Annotated in this window: 16 protein-coding genes and 1 riboswitch; of the genes, 7 read left to right on the top strand and 9 right to left on the bottom strand. The window is 42.3% G+C overall.

Going from position 1 to position 21,042, the window contains the following annotated elements; genetic code table 11:
• Window positions 1-91: 91 nt before the first annotated feature.
• From WDM69_RS00990 to WDM69_RS00980, 3 genes are all read left to right on the top strand, one after another.
• A complete protein-coding gene (locus tag WDM69_RS00990) occupies window positions 92-1,420 on the top strand; it encodes a hypothetical protein (RefSeq protein WP_338755501.1) in 1,329 nt (442 codons plus the stop codon).
• An 8-nt stretch (window positions 1,421-1,428) separates the two neighbouring features.
• Window positions 1,429-2,073, top strand: coding sequence for a hypothetical protein (locus WDM69_RS00985; RefSeq protein WP_078307227.1), 645 nt, complete (start codon window positions 1,429-1,431; stop codon window positions 2,071-2,073).
• Window positions 2,074-2,149: 76 nt separating this feature from the next.
• Window positions 2,150-2,443, top strand: a complete 294-nt coding sequence (locus WDM69_RS00980) for an oxidative damage protection protein (RefSeq protein WP_078307226.1) — start codon at window positions 2,150-2,152, stop codon at window positions 2,441-2,443.
• 138 nt (window positions 2,444-2,581) lie between these two features.
• Here the strand turns inward: WDM69_RS00980 and phoU are convergent, their stop codons facing one another.
• The 5 genes from phoU to pstS all read right to left on the bottom strand — a co-directional run bounded on the left by phoU (window position 2,582) and on the right by pstS (window position 7,757).
• The gene (gene phoU / locus WDM69_RS00975) at window positions 2,582-3,292 is read right to left on the bottom strand and encodes a phosphate signaling complex protein PhoU (RefSeq protein ID WP_078307225.1); all 711 of its coding nucleotides are present in this window, start codon (window positions 3,290-3,292) and stop codon (window positions 2,582-2,584) included.
• A gap of 197 nt (window positions 3,293-3,489) precedes the next feature.
• Window positions 3,490-4,395: a phosphate ABC transporter ATP-binding protein PstB gene (gene pstB, locus WDM69_RS00970; RefSeq protein ID WP_411350853.1), complete on the bottom strand. Its 906-nt coding sequence runs from the start codon at window positions 4,393-4,395 to the stop codon at window positions 3,490-3,492.
• 57 nt (window positions 4,396-4,452) lie between these two features.
• On the bottom strand, window positions 4,453-5,340 hold the full coding sequence (pstA, locus tag WDM69_RS00965) for a phosphate ABC transporter permease PstA (RefSeq protein ID WP_078307224.1): 888 nt from the start codon (window positions 5,338-5,340) through the stop codon (window positions 4,453-4,455).
• A gap of 168 nt (window positions 5,341-5,508) precedes the next feature.
• A complete protein-coding gene (gene pstC, locus WDM69_RS00960; protein WP_078307223.1) occupies window positions 5,509-6,462 on the bottom strand; it encodes a phosphate ABC transporter permease subunit PstC in 954 nt (317 codons plus the stop codon).
• Window positions 6,463-6,599: 137 nt separating this feature from the next.
• Complete coding sequence (gene pstS, locus WDM69_RS00955; RefSeq protein WP_078307222.1) at window positions 6,600-7,757, bottom strand: phosphate ABC transporter substrate-binding protein PstS; 1,158 nt, start codon at window positions 7,755-7,757, stop codon at window positions 6,600-6,602.
• 167 nt (window positions 7,758-7,924) lie between these two features.
• A riboswitch (TPP riboswitch) is annotated at window positions 7,925-8,049 on the top strand.
• Here pstS and WDM69_RS00950 point away from each other — a divergent pair.
• Both WDM69_RS00950 and thiC read left to right on the top strand, forming a co-directional pair.
• Window positions 8,038-8,193, top strand: coding sequence for a hypothetical protein (locus WDM69_RS00950; RefSeq protein WP_158077872.1), 156 nt, complete (start codon window positions 8,038-8,040; stop codon window positions 8,191-8,193). (Overlaps the previous riboswitch by 12 nt.)
• Before the next feature lie 20 nt (window positions 8,194-8,213).
• Complete coding sequence (thiC, locus tag WDM69_RS00945; protein WP_338755500.1) at window positions 8,214-10,202, top strand: phosphomethylpyrimidine synthase ThiC; 1,989 nt, start codon at window positions 8,214-8,216, stop codon at window positions 10,200-10,202.
• A 149-nt stretch (window positions 10,203-10,351) separates the two neighbouring features.
• Here the strand turns inward: thiC and ribBA are convergent, their stop codons facing one another.
• A complete protein-coding gene (gene ribBA, locus WDM69_RS00940; protein ID WP_338755499.1) occupies window positions 10,352-11,476 on the bottom strand; it encodes a bifunctional 3,4-dihydroxy-2-butanone-4-phosphate synthase/GTP cyclohydrolase II in 1,125 nt (374 codons plus the stop codon).
• Between the two features lie 444 nt (window positions 11,477-11,920).
• Between ribBA and WDM69_RS00935 the strand changes: the two genes are divergently transcribed.
• On the top strand, window positions 11,921-12,238 hold the full coding sequence (locus WDM69_RS00935; protein ID WP_338755498.1) for a PepSY domain-containing protein: 318 nt from the start codon (window positions 11,921-11,923) through the stop codon (window positions 12,236-12,238).
• 154 nt (window positions 12,239-12,392) lie between these two features.
• Here the strand turns inward: WDM69_RS00935 and WDM69_RS00930 are convergent, their stop codons facing one another.
• The 3 genes from WDM69_RS00930 to WDM69_RS00920 form a co-directional block, all read right to left on the bottom strand.
• Window positions 12,393-15,566, bottom strand: coding sequence for a lactoferrin/transferrin family TonB-dependent receptor (locus WDM69_RS00930; protein ID WP_422393260.1), 3,174 nt, complete (start codon window positions 15,564-15,566; stop codon window positions 12,393-12,395).
• A 485-nt stretch (window positions 15,567-16,051) separates the two neighbouring features.
• On the bottom strand, window positions 16,052-18,169 hold the full coding sequence (locus WDM69_RS00925; RefSeq protein WP_338755842.1) for a transferrin-binding protein-like solute binding protein: 2,118 nt from the start codon (window positions 18,167-18,169) through the stop codon (window positions 16,052-16,054).
• 275 nt (window positions 18,170-18,444) lie between these two features.
• Window positions 18,445-19,956, bottom strand: a complete 1,512-nt coding sequence (locus WDM69_RS00920) for a surface lipoprotein assembly modifier (protein ID WP_338755496.1) — start codon at window positions 19,954-19,956, stop codon at window positions 18,445-18,447.
• A 324-nt stretch (window positions 19,957-20,280) separates the two neighbouring features.
• Between WDM69_RS00920 and WDM69_RS00915 the strand changes: the two genes are divergently transcribed.
• Window positions 20,281-21,039, top strand: coding sequence for an endonuclease/exonuclease/phosphatase family protein (locus tag WDM69_RS00915; RefSeq protein ID WP_338755495.1), 759 nt, complete (start codon window positions 20,281-20,283; stop codon window positions 21,037-21,039).
• Window positions 21,040-21,042: the final 3 nt, after the last annotated feature.

Raw genomic sequence — 21,042 nt, 5'->3', positions numbered from 1 at the left:
GCTATATTAAAAGCAAAATATGTGCAAATATGGATTGTGCGACTCTTCGTGTTTATTTTTTTATCTGTCTGTTAAGTGAAGTTGATGCCTTATGAGTAATCATGACCCTAAATTGGATAAAGTCAACCATGAGGTAGACTTTGATAACAGTAGCATTGATTTTGATGCTGATAACCTATTGGCAGATTTTGACGATGCGTCTTTAGAGTTGGACACATCACAAAGTCATCACGAATCTGATACGTCTAATCTCGCCATCGATGTTCCATATTTCAATGACATCGATGCCAATCAGACGAATAATATTGACAGCCTTAACCCACACAATAATGCGAATAATCATACGGACAGTTTCAATGCGTCAGAATTCAATGCGTCAGACGACTTTGGCGACTTTGAAGAAATTGACTTTCATTTAGATGAGCCAGACGCCCACACATCATCTACTGAGCATGTCAATTTTGACCATGATGTTGAGATAAACAGTTTTGAGGTTGACGATTTTGAGGTTGACAGTTTTGATGTCAATGACACAGATGACACAAACACCATGGACAGCCATTTACATCATCAGTCAAAAAATATGACTGAAACACCAATATTTAATGACGACAGTTCGTTTAATCAACATTCTACTGAATTTCAGAGCATCGACACACAACCACACACACCACCACCAAAAAAGCCACCCATAGAATCAGCCATAGCCCCCACAGCGGTTACCACCACAACCACTTATCAAAATGACAACAATAACAAGGTGGCTGATAAAAATAATCAGACCAAACAGGCTAATAAAATGTCAAAACTCCTTGGTAAAAAAGAGCCAAAAAACAAAAAACCAAACGACAAAAAACCAGCACTGAAAAAATCTGTCAAACAGTTACCACCAAACTTATTAAAGCCATTAATGGCATTAATCGTCCTTGGGATATTGGGGGTATTGGCATTTTTATTCTTGGGCAATCAAGGTGAACCCATGGCGACTGACCCCATCATCAATGAACCTATGGCAGTCATTCCAGACACCCCACCAGTACCCAATGAATCCGCTGACCTAGCAGCTGCTGCCGAGCAAGCCCAACCCACAACACAAGCCGATGTAACAGCTGACACAAATGCAGATGATGTCAGCAATGCCCTTGATGTGCCAGATTCCGTATCAGTTGAAAATACCACCACTGTTGCCAAGCCTAAGCTGACGGCTGATGACATTTTAACCGCTGAGATTCCAAAAGACCCTGCCTTGATTAAAGAAGAGATTGACAAATTGCAACAGCAAGAAGAACTGTACAGTCAACAAGAAGAACTGCTTAAAGAGCAAATCAAAGACATGGAAGCGTTAACCAAAGATAAAGCGGAACACATTGCTTTGCTTGAAAAACAAATCGCTCAACTAGAAACACAAAAAACACAATAACCAGCACAATGGCACAGATTGAAGAACGTACAGAGCCATTTTTACAAAGTCGAGCACAGGTGTTTGTTTTGCCTGTCAACAGCACAGGCAATCTGCTTGATAGGGTATCTAACCGTTGTAAAAGCTTGTATCCTGACAACCATCATGCGTATCGGCAGGCGTGTCAGCGTGGTGAGTTACCTGCAGGGTCATTATTGATGCACAAACGTCAACGTGAGCATTCAGGTTTGGCGGTTGCCAGTAACCAAAACAACCCTGACTATATTGCCAATTTGCTGGTGTCTGACCACCCATACCACCCCATGCGACGGCTGTGGCTAGAGACCAGCTTACAAGCATTGGCAGAAGCCTTAATGCGACCCATTCGATACGAAGGCATACGCCACATCGCCATGCATTGTCAGCCACTGATATACACAGACCATCATGCCCATAAAAAGGGTAAAAACAGCATCAGCTTGGCACCAGAACTTGTGGTCTCTGAACTTGCCAATAAACAGCTCCAAACACATCACATGGCTGAACAGATGGCTAAGTTGGGTGTTGTGCCTGTGATGCGGTGGAAAGAAGACATTAAGCCCATCATCGTGCGTGTTTTATCACCTTTACCCAAGCTAAGGGTAGATTTGCATTTACCAAAACACTTAGCTTAAGATTTTTTAAAATCCGTTTTAAACGTTTATTTTAAATAATGCTGTTTTAAACATAAGACATATAGTGAGAACAATCATGACAACCACCTTTGACCCCAAAGCCAACAGCGTCTTTTGTCGTAAATACCAAAAAGACCTACCCAAAATGCCCAACCCTCCTTTTCCCAATGCCAAAGGGCAAGAGCTACAGAACACCGTGTCACAAAAGGCATGGCAAGCATGGCTGGAGTTACAGACCATGTTGATTAATGAAAAGCACCTTAGCATGATTGACCCAGATGCCAAAAAATACCTTAATGAACAACGAGAGCTGTTTTTGGATAATGGTGATTATGAAAAGCCAGCAGGCTACACACCGCCTAAAGTATAAAAAATTTGATGTGGCTGATGTGCAATCAACCTAAGACATGTCAGGCAACATCAAGCATAAACAAATTTTAAGTTTATCAGCCAATTGACTGATTGATTTGGCTGTTTTGCTGTTGTTCTTCTTGCTGTTGTTCTTTTTTTAATGCGATTGTGTGTTTAATATCGTTTTTTCCATTTCATCATAGCTGGTATGTTTCACATCTGTGCCACTGGCGGTATAGATAACAAGTTCGGCGATGTTTTTGGCATGGTCGCCAATACGTTCTAACGCCCTTAATATCCACATGACACTCAGCATTCTGCTGACATAGCGACTGTCTTCCATGATATAAGTCATCAAGGAGCGAATGGCACTTTGATATTCACGGTTGATGGCACTGTCATGTTGTATGACGTTAAGGGCCTTTTCAGCATCAAATTTACGAAAAGCTTCCAAAGCTTCATATATCATTAATCGCACTTGGTTGCTTAAATGTTGAGCTTCTGAATAGCCTGTTGGGGCGCTGCCTTGTGATGCCAAGTCTTTTGCCATTCTGGCAATTTTACTGGCTTCATCACCAATGCGTTCTAAATCCACCACCCCTTTGCTCATTGCCATCACCAGACGTAAATCGCTGGCAGCGGGTTGTCTTTTGATGACCAATTGCAACACTCGTTCATCCAGCTCACGCTCATACTGGTTGATTTGATTGTCAGCAATGATGACCTCTTCGGCTTGTTGTTCATTCACATCAGTCAAGGCTTGTACCGCCTTTTCTACCTGTTTTGCCGCCATTTCACCCATTTTTAAAAACAGATTGATGGCGTTTGATAATTCTTCATCGAATGCTTTTGAGGTGTGTTTGTCCATTTTTATGACCCATGTGGTTAATGGTTGTTGGGATTGATGCTTATGTTTGGTTGATTATACTTGGTTATTATGCTTGTTAAGTTGTTATGCTTGTTAATGCCTTTTTTATTACGTATGAACTGAAGATGCGTATGAATTTAAATAGGGCAAATGGTGTTTGTGTTTCTTATGTTTCTTATCATCAACATGTCCCATCATCAACCATAACGCCCAGTAATGTAGTCTTCTGTGGCTTTTTGGCGAGGATTGGTGAATAAGCCATCGGTTTCACCCATTTCAATCACATCACCAAGATACATATACACAGTGTAATCTGACACACGAGCTGCTTGTTGCATATTGTGGGTCACAATGGCAATGGTATAATCTTCTTTTAGGTCATGGATTAAATCTTCAATGGAGCTGGTAGAAATGGGGTCAAGTGCTGATGTGGGTTCATCAAGGAGCAAGACTTCAGGTTTGGTTGCCACTCCTCGGGCAATACACAAACGCTGCTGCTGACCACCAGATAATGATAGCCCAGATGCTTTTAGTTTGTCTTTCACCTCTGACCAGAGGGCAGATTTTTTTAATGCCCATTCAACTCGGTCATCCATTTCAGACTTACTTAACTTTTCATACAGTTTAACCCCAAAAGCAACATTATCATAGATAGACATGGGAAATGGGGTTGGTTTTTGAAAGACCATGCCCACTCTGGCACGCAACAAGTTAATGTCAACGCCTTTATCCAGAATATTTTCACCATCAAGCATGATTTTACCATCAGCACGCAAGCCCGGATATAAATCGTACATGCGGTTAAAGGTACGTAACAAGGTGGACTTACCACAACCTGATGGACCAATAAAGGCAGTGACTTTATTATCAGGAATTTGTAGGTTAATGCCTTTTAATGCCCTAAAATCACCATAATAAAAATCCAAATTCTCAATGGTGATTTTGGCAGGAGGCAAATTCAGATATGACATATTCATTTTTTTAATATTCTCAAAACGGGACATGCCACCAGCATGAGGATTGATGTCAGTATTGGTCTGAGTTGACATGGGTGCGGCGGGTTTTCTTCTCATTACGTCTGTCATGGTATCAGCTCTAAAAATGGTGAATATGAATACAAGTTAAAGGTTGGTCAGTGATGGTTGGATAAAATAAAGGGATTACTTTTTATCACGGCTAATAAAACGAGCAATAATATTTAAAATCAATACTGAAAAAGTAATCAATAATGCCCCAGCCCAAGCCAATGTTTGCCAATTTTCATAAGGACTCATGGCAAATTGATAAATGGTGTTGGGCAAGTTGGCGATGGGTTTACCCATATCGGTGCTAAAGTATTGGTTATTTAAAGCCGTAAATAGCAACGGAGCAGTCTCACCTGTGATGCGAGCAAACCCCAAAAGCACCCCTGTGGTTAAGCCTGCTTTGGCAGCTTTCATGGTAACCGAAGTCACCACTTTCCATTTAGGTGCGCCTAAGGCATAAGACGCTTCACGTAACTGGTGTGGCACAAGATTGAGCATATTTTCGGTACTACGCACCACCACAGGAATGATGATGAGAGCCAATGCCACTGCACCTGACCAGCCCGAAAATCCATGACCACGCACCATCAATGAATAAATGAACAACCCAATCACAATAGACGGTGCTGACAACAAAATGTCATTCATAAAGCGAGTGGCACGACCCAGCCAACTGCCATGACTAAATTCCGCCAAATAAATACCCGCCATCAGCCCCACAGGTGCCCCAATCAACAAACCTGTGGTGGCAATCATGGCAGACCCAACAATGGCATTTCTTAATCCACCATCAGTCATGGGTGGCGGTGTGTCAGCCGTAAAGACAGGCATCTGCACCAAAGAGCCAAAGCCTTTTGTCATCAAGGTAATCAAAATCCAAACAAGCCAAAACAAACCAAATGCCATGGTGATGTAGGAGAATGCCAAGCCCAACTTATTAATAAATTGACGTTTTGCATATAAAGACTTGTTCATGCGTTGGGAAAAACTGCCTGAAGAATCTGTATCTTGTTGGCTAGCCATGATGTTATCCTAATTGCACATTAAATACCGTTAAATGAAATGCCGTTAAAAACGACCATTGAACGTGTTTTTCTATCAATATCAAGCATCGAAGCAATATCAAACTTTAAAATCATGGTCATGATGTTTTGATTAACGATATTTTGATTAATAAAATATTTTCATGTCTTATCGGTTGCCTGAATGTTTATCCATACGCATCAGCATCAACTTGGATAATGACAACACCACAAAAGTAATGATGAACAATATCATGCCCAAGTGTAAGAGCGATGATAAATGCAGGTCATTCGATGCTTCGGCAAACTCATTTGCCAAGGCTGATGTGATGGTAACGCCTGAAGAAAAAATACTGGGGTTAATATTAAAGGCATTACCAATCAAGAAAGTTACCGCCATGGTCTCACCCAAAGCACGACCCAATCCTAAAGTTACCCCACCCATCACACCAACCTTGGTATAAGGCAAAACAATCTTATACATAACTTCCCATTTGGTTGCACCAATGCCATAAGCAGACTCTTTTAATAAATCAGGCACTGCTTCAAACACATCACGCATGGTGGCAGCGATGAACGGAATAATCATAATTGCCAGCACCAAAGCTGCCGTAAACATACCAATGCCTAAAGGAGCACCAGAAAATAGCTGACCAAGTAAAGGCAAATTGGCAAAATATTTGATAAAAAAAGGTTGTATGTATTTTGCCATTAACGGAGCTAACACAAATAAACCCCACATGCCATAAATGATGGAAGGAATACCCGCCAACAACTCAATGGCGATGCCCAAAGGTTTTTTTAATAATGGTGGGCATAGTTCAGTTAAGAACACAGCAATACCAAAGCTTGCTGGCACAGCAATGCCAATCGCAAGGACAGAGGTCATGATAGTGCCATAAATGGGGGCAATTGCTCCGTATTCATCGGTAACAGGATTCCATATCTGTGTGCCATAAAAATCCAATCCAAATTCCTTGATGCTTGGCCATGCCCCATAGATGAGTAACAGCATGATGCCACTTAATAATACCAACACCAATAACGCAAAAAATTTAGTCAAATTAACAAATATCCAGTCATTGCGTTTTTGTTTTGCAAGCTGAGCTTTTAACATGGACATAATGACCCCAAGAACAATCTTAAAAAAACCATCTCAAAAAATAAATCACAAACAGCCAAAGCAAATGACATTATGCCAAAAAACTAGATACCAAAAAGTAAGTCATGGAATGGTAAAGTCAAGTCATGGATAATGACTCATTGTGGCGTATAGGCAGGGCTACCGTCTGCCCCAACTATTTTTTTCCACTCATCTTTAAACAAATCAATCGCTTTATCAGAAAATGGCACATAGTCCAAATCAATGGCAGCTTGATTACCTTGGTCATATACCCAGTTAAAAAAATTCAACACACCAGCGACTTGTTCTGGGTTGCTGGGTTGTTTGTGAACCAAGATGAATGTGGCAGCAGCGATTGGCCATGCTTGTTCGGTTTCTGAGTTGGTGATGACCTTATAAAATCCTATTGCTTGCGACCAATCGACATCACCAGCAGCAGCAAAGGTATCGGCAGAGGGTTCAACAGCATGACCTTTGGCATTGACAAGCTTGGTGTGTGCTAAGTTGTTTTGCTTGGCATAGGCATACTCAACATAACCGATTGAGTTGGGGATACGACTGACTGTACTGGCAACGCCTTCATTTCCCTTACCGCCTGCACCTGTGCCACCTGACGCAGTTGGCCAACTGATGCTTTTATTCACACCCACATCATTTGCCCAGTCGCCAGAGACTTTGGCAAGATAATCAGTGAAATTAAAGGTTGTGCCAGAGCCATCAGAGCGATACACCGTGGTAATCGGAGCGTCAGGTAGGGTGACACCTTCGTTAAGAGCGGTAATCGCTGGGTCATTCCAGTTTTTAATTTTGCCCATATAAATGTTCGCAAGTGTGCCACCATCTAAGGTTAACTCACCAGGAGCAATGCCTTCGATGTTGATGACAGGCACAACGCCACTAATTAAAGTTGGGAATTGGATTAAACCGTTGGTTTGTAGCTCTTCTGGGGTCATTGGGGCATCAGACGCACCAAAATCAATGGTTTTTTCAATGATTTGCTTAACACCACCAGATGAGCCAATGGATTGATAATTTACCTTACCGCCTGTGATGGTGTGATAATCTGCTGACCACTTAGCATAGATAGGAGCAGGGTATGACGCACCAGCACCAGTGATGTTCATGGCAACGCCTTGTATGTCTTTATATTTGTTGGCAGAATCAGTTTGTGTATTGGCAACCGTGGTGTCTGTACCAATTTTTTCGGCAGTTTCTGGGGCATCTTTGGTTTGGTTACAAGCCATCAATGATAAGCTTGTTGCAACCGCTAAGACTAAAACAGAAAGCTTTTGCATAAACAGCTCCTATGAGATGAGAATTTATTAAAGGTTCATAGTTGCCTTAGAGCAAAATGGTTACCTTGGAGTAAAACTGTCTATTGCCTAGTTTACTCATCAATTATGACAATTTAATGAAATGGCGTGATTATCATTGTCATATGTCATCATATTTTGTTATGCTTAGAGCAGACTCGGGGTGCTAAAGGAGTGAGACAATGGTTAAATGTTCACTCGTTAATTTGGCTGAGACATACCCGCAGAACTTGATACGGTTAGTACCGTCGTAGGGAAGTCGTTGACATTTATTGTTTTACTGTCATTGTGTTGCTGTCATTGTGTTGCTGTGCGTCGCTATGAGCATGTATTGTTGTTAAGCATGATGGCTGGCATGATGAATTGCCATCAAGATGACACAAAATCACTTGCCACCACCGAGTCCATTTACCCATAAGCCCATCACAAGGACTCGCCATGAACGAACTCAACCCACACAAAACCCACACACACAAACCTCCTGCACATAAAACCCCCGCACATAGAAATCTCACCGATGACCGCTTTGAAGAAGAAGCCCGTGACCTGACACGTGCCTTGCCTGCCTCAAAAAAAGTCTATCTGCAAGGCTCACGCCCTGACATTCAAGTGCCAATGCGAGAAATCACACTCACCGATACGCCACTTGGTTTGACAGACGGTCAAACAGGCAGTGAATACAATCCACCATTTTATGTCTATGACACATCAGGCGTTTATACCGACCCAAATGTTACCATTGACTTAACCAAAGGCTTGCCCAAATTGCGTGAAAAGTGGATTAAAGAGCGTGGGGACACCGAAAAACTTTCCCAACTCTCTAGCCAATACGGCATCGAGCGAGCCAATGACATCGCCACTGCCAACTTACGTTTTGGGCAAATTGATAAGCCAAGACGAGCATTACGTGGTGGTTCATTCTCAGGGAATGTTACCCAAATACACTATGCCAAGCAAGGCATCATCACCCCAGAGATGGAATATGTCGCCATTCGAGAAAATCAAAAGCAACACGAACTTAGCGACATGCGTCAACATGCAGGCATGAGTTTTGGGGCAAACACACCCAAACTGATTACCCCAGAATTTGTGCGTCAAGAGATTGCCAAAGGACGAGCCATTATCCCTTGTAATATCAATCACCCAGAATCTGAGCCAATGATTATCGGGCGTAATTTTTTAGTCAAAATCAACGCCAATATCGGCAACTCCGCTTTAGGCTCAAGCATTGATGAAGAAGTGGCTAAGATGACATGGGCAACCCGTTGGGGGGCAGACACCATCATGGATTTATCAACAGGCAAGCACATTCACGAAACCCGTGAATGGATTATCCGCAACTCACCTGTGCCAATCGGCACTGTGCCCATTTATCAAGCGTTAGAGAAAGTCGGTGGTGTGGCAGAAGATTTGACGTGGTCATTGTTTGCAGATACTTTGATTGAGCAAGCCGAACAAGGCGTGGATTATTTCACCATTCATGCAGGTGTGTTGTTGCGTTATGTGCCTATCACCGCCAACCGTTTGACAGGCATTGTCAGCCGTGGTGGCTCAATTATGGCACAATGGTGCTTGGCACATCATAAAGAAAATTTTTTATACACCCATTTTGAAGACATTTGTGAAATCATGAAGGCCTATGATGTGACCTTTAGCCTTGGAGATGGACTTCGCCCAGGTTGTATCCAAGATGCCAATGATGACGCTCAATTTGGTGAACTTAAAACCTTAGGTGAGCTGACCCAAGTGGCGTGGCAACACGATGTGCAAGTGATGATTGAAGGCCCAGGACACGTTGCCATGAATCGCATCAAAGAGAACATGGACTTACAACTTGATGTGTGTCAAGAAGCCCCATTTTACACCCTTGGTCCATTGACCACTGACATTGCCCCAGGTTATGACCACATCACATCTGCCATTGGTGCGGCGATGATTGGCTGGTATGGCACAGCGATGCTCTGCTATGTTACACCAAAAGAGCATCTTGGTCTGCCAAACAAAAAAGACGTGAAAGATGGCATCATCACCTACAAAATCGCAGCTCACGCTGCTGACCTTGCCAAAGGACACCCCGGAGCTCAGGCTCGTGATAATGTGTTATCCAAGGCTCGTTTTGAATTTCGCTGGGAAGACCAATTTAATCTGTCGCTTGACCCAGATACGGCACGTGAATTTCATGATGAAACCTTGCCAAAAGACGCTCACAAATCCGCCCATTTTTGCTCCATGTGTGGCCCTAAATTTTGCTCAATGAAAATCACCCAAAATGTGCGTGATTATGCCGCAGGATTGGATTTTCAACAGGTCAAAACCAAACTGACCGAACAAGTTGGCGAAGCCTCTGTTGATGATGTGCGTGATGGCATGGCACAGATGAAGCAAAAATTTACAAATACAGGAAAACACTTATATCACAAAGTGTGAACATATCCGAATGTTGAGAACAAATGCGACACAACAAAACCCACAACATAAAAGCTGTGGGTTTTTGATTGGCAAGTGATGGCATTGATTGGCAAAAGGTGGTTAAAAGAGGCGGTTAAAAGAGACGGTTAAAAGACCATCAAAAGGCATTATGGATTTGCCACACACTCAAGCACATTTAAATCAAACCCTGATAACGCATTGAACTTTAACGGCGATGACAGCAACCGCATATCACGCACACCTAAGTGGCGTAAAATCTGTGCACCAACACCGATACTGCGATAAGGTTGATGTTGCTGATATTTAAGGGGTGAATCAGCACGGTCAGCAACGAAATTATCCAACGCTTCACCAAGATTGATGTTTCGGTTATGCCCAATCCAAACAAACACACCACGCTCAGATTGGCTAATTTCTTGTAGTGCCGATTGAATGCTCCAATGACTTTTACCACGATTGAGCGATTGCACACCAAACAAATCCCTAAGTGGCTCAAACCCATGCACACGCACCGTATTGACCCCATCAGCAGGATTGCCTTTGACCAAGGCCAGATGAGTGTCATCGGAATTTTGCTCTTGGAAACGATACGCCATAAACTCACCAAATTCGGTCTGCATCGGATAACTTGCCACCACATTGATGGTTTGCTCATTTGCCATGCGATAATGGATTAAATCAGCGATTGTGCCAATTTTTAGATGATGAGTTTTGGCAAACGCTTCTAAGTCATCACGGCGAGCCATTTCACCATTTTCTTTGATAATCTCACAAATTACCGCCGCTGGCTCAAGCCCTGCAAGATGTGTTAAATCACAACCTGCTTCGGTATGCCCAGCGCGGTGCAATACCCCCCCATTTTGAGCCACAATGGGAAAAATATGCCCTGGTTGCACAATGTCTTCAGGTTTGGCGGTGGCAGACACTGCCGTTTGAATGGTTCTGGCACGGTCAGCCGCTGATATTCCTGTCGTTACCCCTTTAGCGGCTTCGATAGACACCGTGAAATTGGTGCTAAATTTTGCCCCATTTTTATCGCTCATCAGGGGCAAATCAAGCTGACGGCTACGCTCTTGGGTAATGGTCAAGCATACCAAACCACGAGCATGGGTAATCATAAAATTGATGTCATCAGGACGCACATGGGTAGCCGCCATCACAAGGTCGCCTTCATTTTCTCGGTCTTCATCATCCATCAATATGACCATCTTGCCTGCTCGGATATCATCTAAAATCTCAGGAATGCTATTGAACGTGGTATTATTTGTCATGGTATCTACTTGTATTGTCTACTTATATTGATTGGTAAAATGGCTGACATTATCCATCATCAGCATCTATAACTTAGTTGTCTAAAACTAAAATCAGTTGTCTAAAATCAGTTATCTAAAAAAATCGGTTAGTTAAACTTTAAAAGTTGCCAGTTTACAATTTATAATAATGACTGACAATTATTTTACAAATCATCTATTATATGCTACAGATATCAGTAAATATGTCAGTATAATACAACAGCTTGTTCTAACCATACATAATTATATGGACAATCATATTATATGGTCATCATATAGTCATATGGTCTGACAAGACGAGCATTTCGCTCTGTCATTTTGTCATTGATGGTGATACATCGTATCGTGTCAAATGACAGTCATATTCACCCATCTGTGGCTTACGTATGAACGTAAATTACAATAATCAATCAGGACACTACTATGAAAAGTTTAACCAATAAACTGTTGGCTGGCGTGCTAAGTGCTGCTGTTTTGTTGCCTGCCGTTGGCATCTCCACCGCTGCGGTTGCTAACGACCGTATTAAAGCACAAGCTTATGGTGATAGCAACTTTAGCCAAAATCGTCAAAAAGCCATTCAAATGTTGGCTTCTCGTGGCTATCAAGTTGGCGATATAGAAGTTGACGACTTTTTAGGCAAGCCTGTCTTTGAAGTAGAAGCCTATAAAAACGGTGCTGAGTATGACATCGTTCTTGAATACCCATCACTTAAAATCATAAAAGAGCAGCGTGATTACTAATAAATTAATTGCTAATAAATTAATGACTAATCATGAGTGATGACCGCTAAGAGCATCACTTAGCGATGATAAAATAAAGCCCTCATGGTAGATGGGGGCTTTATTCATTGGTTGATTGGGGTTTGTCATGCCACAATCACATCAAAACCACTGGTTAAAACTTCATTTCAAGTGCCAATTGGTAATTGCGTCCAGGAGCGGCATAGCGACCATAATGCTTATCTTGGCTCAGTCCTGTATGCTGATTGACCGCCCCTTCTGCTGTTTGGCGTAAAGACTCCCAAGTGGTGTAATAGGTATCAAATACATTATACACGCCAGCACGCAAGGTAAAGTTATCTTTTATGTTCACATAACCTGACAAATCAAGTGTTCGCCACGGCGTGGATTTTGCTTTGGTGGCTTGTTTTGTTTGAATGTTGCCATTACCTAAGTTCTTATCTGCCAAAAGCTCGCTTGGATTTTTGGCATCAGAATGGGTAAACATGGCGTTTGCTCCCCATTTTTGGCTTGGGGCATCATAGCCGATCCCCACCACATAACGAGATGGCTGAATGGCATCAAACAGCATGTTTGTTCCTGCCAAAGTTGGGTTTAAGGTTTTTCCTTTAACATCAACTTTGTTATAAGCCAGTGTTGAGTATAATCCATAGGGAATGCGGCTATTGACAGCATTTAGGTCAAGTCTGCCAAGAATGTTAATGCCTGTCAAATCAGCATCTTGTCCATTATGAAAGCCCAAATCACCTTTACCACGCTGTTTGCCTGCATCAGCACCTTGGGTTAGGGTTCTAATCTCTTCACTTTTGCCAACAATCAAATCGGTATAGCGATTTTTAAAATAACTGACTTCAAGGCTGCCTAAGTGGTTATATAAAGTCGCTCCGATTTCTTGGTTAAAGGATTTTTCAGGTTTTAGTTTGGTTTGATGGACAGTCTGCTGACAAATGTACCACAGACCCTTACAGCCGTGTTGCGTGCCTTTACCGATGGTTACGCCAAAGCGTTCGCCATACATTTCAGAAAAACTTGGCATGCGAAAGCCTTGCGAGCTTCTATAAGCGATGTCTAGCCAGTTGGTGGGCTTGACCACCACGCCAAAATTCCAAGACAGCTGATTACTGGCACTGTTGTCCACCAAAGGCACATCGGATTTGTGTTTGATTCTGTCATAGCGAGCACCCAACCCCAGATCAATATATTTATTGATGGTCATGTTGTCTTTTAAAGCGATGAAATAATTATCACCGCTGATGTGGCGAGTGGTTGAGCAATCAGCATAGCTGTTGGTCTCGCTATATTTGCATTTGTCATCTTTGACCACAGTCGCTTGATTTGGCTGATAGATATTATCCGTGCCTTTATTGGCATTTTGTTGGCTATTTTTATTGGTCCAATCCGCCCATTGACTGCGTAAATCTTTATAAGCTTTAAAGCCAAGTTCGTCTATCTTGTCGTATGTTTCTTTACCCAAACTTTGTTTGATTTTCTCAAAGGGTTTTAGGGTGCTGTTGGGGTTTTGTTTATCATATTGGCCAATGATGGCTTGATAATCAATCTTATCGGTATTGGTTTGGTTGTATTTCTCTATGCCTTGCTTGATGGCAAAGTTTTGATAAGTGCTGTTTTTGGCGTTACAAGCCTGTGGATGGTCATGACCATAACCATAAGCATCAAGGCAAATGGGTTTGTTGTTTGAACCTAAAATGGGCTTAAATCTATCTGGCAAAGGATTACTTGGTGGGGTGTAATCAAGTTTTTGATAAGATTGATGGGTTGCCAAACGGTAATCTTCACGGCTAAGGCTTGAATTGAATTTATCATAGCCAACTTGCAGATTGATGTGATGATGCGTACTGCCCAACGCCAGTTTTTTGTTAAAGACGGCTTTGATTAAATTGTGCTGTTCTTTGTAGGCATTGTTATCCACCTCTTTTACCGAAAAAGGTTTATTGACATCAGGCGTACAATTTTTGTCAATGTGCGGATAGGTTGAACAGTGCGTGTTGGTCAGCTGGCTGCGTAGCGTAATGTCTTGCTTATCATAAGACACACGCACATCATCAAACCATTTATTTTCACCTTTGCTGTCATAAACATATTCAAGCCCTAGGCGGTCTTTTTGGTGTTTTTCGTCATAAAATACGCCATGAGCATAGTTGATGCCATAACCTGAATCTGGCCCAATGGCATCACGAATGCGTTCACCAAGGTTATTGCCTTGATAATAGCCATTGGCTTGGGCATGGTTGCTGAGCCTTGATTTTTCAATGTCATGAACCGTCAGATAAGCAGGCACGGTTTTATCTTGCATGGCATAGTTTTGTTTGGTGATTTCATACACACCACCGACATAGTGCTTATCGTTTAGCTGATAACCTGGGCGAAGTAGCAAGGATTTGCTGTCTTGGGTGAGTGGGTTTGGGATAAGGCGGTTGGGGCCTGTATAATCTTTGACATTTACCTTATCACGCACATTGGTTGGCGTGGCTTGAAGTTTGGTTTGACCGCCAGCGGCACACGCTTCATAATTACCATTGGCACATTCATTTGCCATTAAAAATGTGTGGTTATTTGGGTCAGTGGTTGCCACCGCTCTATCAAAACTTTGGCTGCCCTGATAGGCATCATCATGCGCCTTGTATTCTTGACCACGGCGGTCGGTGTAGATGACAAGACCGCTAAACGAGCCTGCCTTGCCTGCTGCTGCCACAGAATTAACCCATGCGTTATTTTTACTGGCATAGGCGGTTTTGGTCTGCACGCCCCAATCTTTACCATCTTTGATGATGTCATCGGCGGTTTTGGTAACAAATGCCACAGAGCCAGATAATGCCCCAGAGCCGTGTTCACTTGAATTTGCACCTTTACTAATCTCAATGGAGCGGACATTTTCGTATTCTATTTCGTTGATTGCCCCACCTGCGGCATAATTTTTGCCTGCCACAGGACCTTGTAGGGCATAGTGCTGGGCTTGATTGATGCCATCAACCAATACCGCCACACGATTTTTATCCATACCACGAATAGAATAGCCCGAGCTTGCCCCACGACCTTGCTCAACCACAGCAATGCCAGGGTCATAACGTGTTAAGTCTCGAATGTTTAGTACTTGTTCTTTATTGATGGTCTCAGCAGTTTTGACCACCTTGCCAAGCCCTGTAACTTCGTTGGCTTTACGAGTGAGTTGTTTATCAGCAACAAATCGTAAGGCTTCAAGCTCTGTGGTGGGAGCAGTGTTGGTTTTATTAGGAGTCTTTAAATCGGTAGGAATCTTTAAATCGGTGGCTTTGATGGCAGTGTCTGCCATGGCAGAAGTGGCCAGCATTAATGATAAGCATAATGTGCTTAGCTTAAAAATTGGAAGTAAATTTTGCTTCATATGATGCCCTAAATATTGATTTTCTTCCCTGCCTATCGTTCAGGGATTCCTTCTGCAAGACGGTCAAACCTGACCACAAGAATGTTCTTACTGACATTGATATCTTTATCATGCCATGTGCCATATGTACAAACTTATTCTCTCATTACCAAATCTGGTCTGCCTCTCGAACCACTGGATATATTATCACAGCAAGGGTAAGTTTGAGTAGATTATTTCTCATTGACGATGTGATGTATAAATGACCACAATCTATAAACGACAACCCAAACCCACATTGCATTGATGGGTCAGTTATCGTTTAAGCTCAAACTAGCCTGCATCGTAGACCGACTTGGCTAGTTTGATTTTTTCAGTGGTCAATCATCTTAATCATTCATATTTGATTAAGTATCCACCCCATCAGCCAAACAAACATTGTGTTTAAATTACTACTTAACTTCTTGTTGTTTTTTTGTGCCAAAGACCACAGAGACTTTGCCATCATCACCGCTGTTTTTGTGTGCAAATGACCCGCCCATCTCGGTTGCATTTGGACCATAAAAGCCCCCTGTAACCTTGGCATCTTTGATGACGATGGATTTGCCTGTACTGCTAGAATCTATCTTATAGCCCCCTGCGTTCGCTTCGGCGGTGCTGGCTGTGCCTGTCCAGCCATTACCTGCGATTTTACCTGTGATGCTAAAGACAGGCTCTGTGCGGCCTTTGGTGATAAGTTTGCCATTAACTGTTTTGCTTCCAAAGTCAATGTCAAAATTAGCAACATCTTCGGCATCGGTAAAGCTTTTTGCAGAGTCCGCTCCTGTGATGTATCCTACCCAGTTCCCCAAATATTTGGCTTTGCCTGTGGTTGGTACGGCTTTCTCAGCGGTGCGTTCGCCTTGTAAAAAGACGCTGTTGCTTGTGCCGACACTGAGCTCACCAAATTTTAGGTATTCAAAGTTTTTGCCATAGGTTTTGACACTAACTTTATCATTCACCATCAAAGTCTCGCCCGCTTTGTTTGTGGCAGACTTTGGCTTGTCTTTGGTGAATTCATTGACATATTCGGTGGCACCGGTAGGCACCAAATCAATGACGGTAGAACCCAAGACCAACTTTTTGGCATTGCCAAAGTTATCCAGTTGTTTTTCGGTAAATGGGGTGAATGTGGTTGCTTTATTTTTGTTAAATGTCCCAAGTGCATAAGCATCTAAGATGGCTTCGGTTTCCTTAGCTTCACTCTCTTGTTTGGCACCAAAGACACCAAAGAGTTTGTTGTCATCGGTTAAGAATTTACCTGCCAGCTCCTCGCCTTTTGGTCCATAAAAACCACCTTCTAGCTTGTTTGTAGCATCGCTAGTAAAGGGGTGTTGGGTTTTGCTTTCTTCTTTTTTATCATGTGCGATGGCACTGCCACGGAAGCGGTTGCCGTGGATATCAGCCTTAATATCGTAGCGTTTGGTTTTAACAGGCTTGGCATTTGATGAGCTTTTTATATTACTGGATAATTCACCTTTTAGGCTCTTTTTACTAAAATCTACCGTAAATTCACTGCTATGACCATATGCACCATTATAATCATTTGGCTTGTCTCTCTCATCAGTTAACAAAGATGAGTATTCATGGGAAGACATTACACTATAGCGATTACCAGCAGGACTTGCATTAAAACTGCTAAATGATTGTCTATCTTTGGCATCGGTCATAAAATCCCAAGTGCCTTTATACTTAACCTCAGATACAGGCAATTCTTTAGCAGTTTGTTCACCTTTATAAAATAAAGCACCATCAAAACCAGTTTTAGCTATTTTATTTGGAATGTCGATCTTAGAATAACCTGAGTGATAAATATAACCAGAACGCACATAAGTCAAATCACGAGTGCGTGCTTTATTCTGCTTATCATGTGAATAGTTAATATTTTTTTCATAAATGGGTTTAGCAAGACTTGTTAGACGATCATCAAGAGCTTTTTTAATATAAGCTTCTAATGCCGCTTCATCAAGTCTTTCATTTTCAGGGCGTTGTTTATTCTCTCTTCTGATTTGATCTTCAATATGTTGCTTCTCTTGTTTGTAAGCATTTTGTACTTCTTTGCTATTTTTGATGTTTTGCCAAATAGAGTTATCAAATGGCTTATGCTCCAAGCCACCTTCAAGTTTTACAACATCATCTGTACTGATTTGGGCATGTTCTTCCTGTTTTGGCATCCAGTTACGAAGCTTTAATTCCATTGCATAACCCATGGCAGGTTCTTGAATGCCTGAGATTTCAGCTTTTTCATTTTTATCGGTTGGCACATCTTGATATTTTGGTTCTGGTGTGCTAGCACTGCCTGCACCAGAGTTTGCATTACCTGAATTACCTGCATTGCCTGTACCAGAGTTTGCACCGCCAGCATTGCCTGCATTATCAGTACTGCCAGTACCGCCTGTATTTCCTGTACCGCCAGCATTTGGAATGGGCGTAGGGGCAGGTGGATTTGAACCACCACTGCTACCACCACAAGCGGTTAATAAGACGGCAGAGATTGCCACACACAGTGTGGTTAAAGGAATGTGTTTCATAAAATAATCCTCTGATGGGTTGATGGTATTATCTAAACAAGTCTGTTGATGCCTGTTTTGGCATGCTGACAATGTGCATTTGGCGTATTTGTTTGAGCAGTTATGATAAATGCGTTTGCGATGGACAAAATACGGCAAATTTACATTGATAAATAATAACATAAACAATAACAATTATCTATTATATTTTTGATTTTTTTCTTGATTTTTTCTTGATATTGTCTATGATAGTACATTTTTTTACAAAAAAACAAAAGCAGGGTGTGCTCATCCCATCAAAAAATGCGACTAAACTCAACAAACATTTGATTTTTATGGTAATTTGCCTTGATGTCATTGCTTTTATTGATGTTTGTGCTGATGGTCAGCCGTGGCGTGATGCCCCATTTGTGAATGTCTCTGTGCCAAAATGATAAAGACGCTTGCATTTGTTTATCATGGCGAATTTGTCCGCCGCTGGTTAAGTTTGCCCCTTGGTAATGGCGTTTGTTGATGCTGATTTGGGCACGGCTTGAAAGACCGCCCGCCCATTCTTGTCCCCACGCTGTGCGTATGCCACGGCGCTCATAGCTGTCAGATGGGTCTTGTGGCACTTTTTCATCATAAAAGTCTGCCCCCAAAAGATAATAGCGTGTGGCATTTGGGTAATAAATCAATGATGTGCTGTATAAAGTGTTGTTACTGTCAGCCCTAGGTGTCCGATGGTTGGTTAGGCGTGATATGTCTATGGCGTTTAGGCTTTGAAATTTTGGGTTGATTCTATAATCAGCTGACATGCGTATGCCGATGGTGTTGGTATAACGCTCATGCCCATAAAATCTTTTTTCACCATAGGTCTCAATGCTAAGGTCTTTTTTGGCATCAGCAAAGCCCAAATTTGCCCCCAGTCTGCCCCAATGGTCGTTGTATTTTTTGTGATTTTGATGATGTTTGCCATGGATTTGGGCGTTCGCTCCCACATATGCCCCTTTGGGCAAAGACCACTTTTTATCCGCCCCTAATTGATAGCTTAGGGTGATGGCATCAATGGGTTTGTCAAAAGTCCATTGACCTTGCGTGGTGTTTTTGGGCACCTGATTAATGTTGTCTTCTTTGGCCAGATTCATGCCTGCTTGCCATGTCCATGAATCTCGTTGTTTTAACGCTTGTCTGTACTGCCCAACAACCTGTCGCACATCATATGGTAAGTTGTCAGCATGTAATTTATTAAATTGGTCAAGGGCGGCTTCGTTTTGTTTGTCCATAAATAACGCTCTTGCCAGATGAAAACGCACCACATTATATTCAGGCACGATGGCGATGATGCGACGCAGCTCATCAATGGCTGCTTTGGCGTTGCCTTTGTCCAAGGCAGCCAGTGCATTGGCATACCCAAGTAAAATGCCATTTTGATGGTCTTTGGGCAGTTTTTGATAAATGGACAATAATGCGTGAACCCCTGCCATATGATTGGTCATGACAGCAGAATTTAGGGCGTGATTGAGCAAATTGGGGTTATCAAGCAGTAACGCTTCATCGACGATGAGCGTATCTTCGGCAGGATTTGGTGTTTGTGCCAGTGTTGGTTCTGTTGTTGGTGTTAATGTAGCATGGGGCAATAGTTCAGGCTGAGCATGGTTAATGATGGGTTCAAGGGCGGTTATTTCTTGATTGATTGACTCTTGATTGTCGGTGCGACCATCATCGGCATGGCTGATATGAGCGATTAGAAAAGTCAAGCCAGCCATAAAAATTTTTATGGGTGTTTTGCTGGGGGTGAATGTGGTATAAACAGGCGTGATTGTCATGACAGCTCCTATCAAAAAAGCGAGCATATTTTACCATTTTTTATGGTATTTAAAAATAAAAATGTGAATGATTATCATTAACTCATACTCAAAGCAAAACATAAGATAAATCATAGAAATTACACACCATTTAATCAAAACATGGTATGCTAGCCACTTCTAAAATGGTTTTATCACACTTTACCGTCATCATTTTCAAAATGAGACATTACGTGAAGTTTGAACCTAAACTCAAAGATGATAAGCCAAATTCACCTGTATTTACGCCACTTGATTCTAAGTATCTACAAGCAAGATTGTCATTGGCAAATTAAAACATATCACATGTCGACTGCTTCCCCCATCATTCTCACCAGCTATAACATTCATAAAGGCATGTCCGCCTTAAACCGTCAAGTCAAATTAGACGGCATCGCCGATGCCCTAAAACAGCTTGCCCCAGACATTCTATGCCTACAAGAAGTACAAGGGCAAAACCTAAAACGAATGGTCAAATTTAACGAATTTCCAGAGCAGTCTCAGCATGAATGGTTTGGTGAATTTTTGGATTATCAACAAAGCTACGGTAAAAATTGTGAATACAACCACGGACATCATGGCAATGCCGTACTGAGTCGCCACCCCCTAGACCCCAAGCACAACGTCAATATCACCGTCAATCAATTGGAAAAGCGGGGTGTGTTGCATTGTGAAGTGTTGCCCGATGGTTGGTCAGTGCCAGTGGTGGTGTTGTGCGCCCATTTAAACTTATTAGAAAGTGGACGAGAACGCCAGTATGACGCCATCGCCACCTACGTCAATGACGTGATAGATTCGACGCAACCATTAATTCTAGCAGGAGATTTTAATGATTGGCAAAAAAACGCCTGCCAAAAACTTGGCAATCGGCTCAACATGACCGAAGCGTTTTTATCCTGTCATGGTAAGCTATTCGCCACTTTTCCTGCCATTTTGCCCATGCTGAGCCTTGATCGCATTTATGTGCGTCATCTTAAGGTCAAACGGGCGTGGGTACACACAGGTAAGCCGTGGTCAGACCTATCTGACCATCTGCCAATCAGTGCCGAGCTGTTGCCTTTATGACAG

Origin of the sequence: Lwoffella lincolnii (genome assembly GCF_037201985.1) — a bacterium.
GTDB classification, from domain to species: domain Bacteria; phylum Pseudomonadota; class Gammaproteobacteria; order Pseudomonadales; family Moraxellaceae; genus Psychrobacter; species Psychrobacter lincolnii.
Note: the sequence above shows the minus strand (reverse complement) of the source record. Positions and strands in the feature narration are given on the sequence as shown.

Bases quoted from the DNA above. Each gene is read 5' to 3' on its own strand.
- WDM69_RS00990 (WP_338755501.1), top strand. From the start codon at position 92: ATGAGTAATCATGACCCTAAATTGGATAAAGTCAACCATGAGGTAGAC.
- WDM69_RS00985 (WP_078307227.1), top strand. From the start codon at position 1,429: ATGGCACAGATTGAAGAACGTACAGAGCCATTTTTACAAAGTCGAGCA.
- WDM69_RS00980 (WP_078307226.1), top strand. From the start codon at position 2,150: ATGACAACCACCTTTGACCCCAAAGCCAACAGCGTCTTTTGTCGTAAA.
- phoU (WP_078307225.1), bottom strand. From the start codon at position 3,292: ATGGACAAACACACCTCAAAAGCATTCGATGAAGAATTATCAAACGCC.
- pstA (WP_078307224.1), bottom strand. From the start codon at position 5,340: ATGGCTAGCCAACAAGATACAGATTCTTCAGGCAGTTTTTCCCAACGC.
- pstC (WP_078307223.1), bottom strand. From the start codon at position 6,462: ATGTCCATGTTAAAAGCTCAGCTTGCAAAACAAAAACGCAATGACTGG.
- pstS (WP_078307222.1), bottom strand. From the start codon at position 7,757: ATGCAAAAGCTTTCTGTTTTAGTCTTAGCGGTTGCAACAAGCTTATCA.
- thiC (WP_338755500.1), top strand. From the start codon at position 8,214: ATGAACGAACTCAACCCACACAAAACCCACACACACAAACCTCCTGCA.
- ribBA (WP_338755499.1), bottom strand. From the start codon at position 11,476: ATGACAAATAATACCACGTTCAATAGCATTCCTGAGATTTTAGATGAT.
- WDM69_RS00935 (WP_338755498.1), top strand. From the start codon at position 11,921: ATGAAAAGTTTAACCAATAAACTGTTGGCTGGCGTGCTAAGTGCTGCT.
- WDM69_RS00930 (WP_422393260.1), bottom strand. From the start codon at position 15,566: ATGCTGGCCACTTCTGCCATGGCAGACACTGCCATCAAAGCCACCGAT.
- WDM69_RS00925 (WP_338755842.1), bottom strand. From the start codon at position 18,169: ATGAAACACATTCCTTTAACCACACTGTGTGTGGCAATCTCTGCCGTC.
- WDM69_RS00920 (WP_338755496.1), bottom strand. From the start codon at position 19,956: ATGACAATCACGCCTGTTTATACCACATTCACCCCCAGCAAAACACCC.
- WDM69_RS00915 (WP_338755495.1), top strand. From the start codon at position 20,281: ATGTCGACTGCTTCCCCCATCATTCTCACCAGCTATAACATTCATAAA.